The organism is Rhodoplanes roseus (assembly GCF_003258865.1).
GTDB classification, from domain to species: Bacteria; Pseudomonadota; Alphaproteobacteria; order Rhizobiales; family Xanthobacteraceae; genus Rhodoplanes; species Rhodoplanes roseus.
On sequence record NZ_NPEX01001031.1, the window covers coordinates 1 to 234 of the forward strand.

The 234-nt window shown below is 65.4% G+C and carries 1 pseudogene; it reads right to left on the reverse strand.

The features are described 5' to 3' along the window. Positions 1-234, reverse strand: a pseudogene (glmM, locus tag CH341_RS33490) (phosphoglucosamine mutase); the annotation flags it as partial.

Here is a 234-nt window from a genome sequence, read left to right on the forward strand (position 1 = left end):
AGACATAGCGGTCGCCGACGGGCGTGCGCGCCAGCGACAGGCCGAGCCCGCCGAGGAAGCGCTCAAGACCGAGATTGGACATGATGGTGGCGACGATACCGTTCCCGGCGAGCCGTTCCTCGGCCTGCCAGTAGGACGCCACGACGGCCATCAATTGATCGCCATCGACCTCGTTGCCCTTTTCATCGACGATGACGACGCGGTCGGCGTCGCCGTCGAGCGCAATGCCGAGAT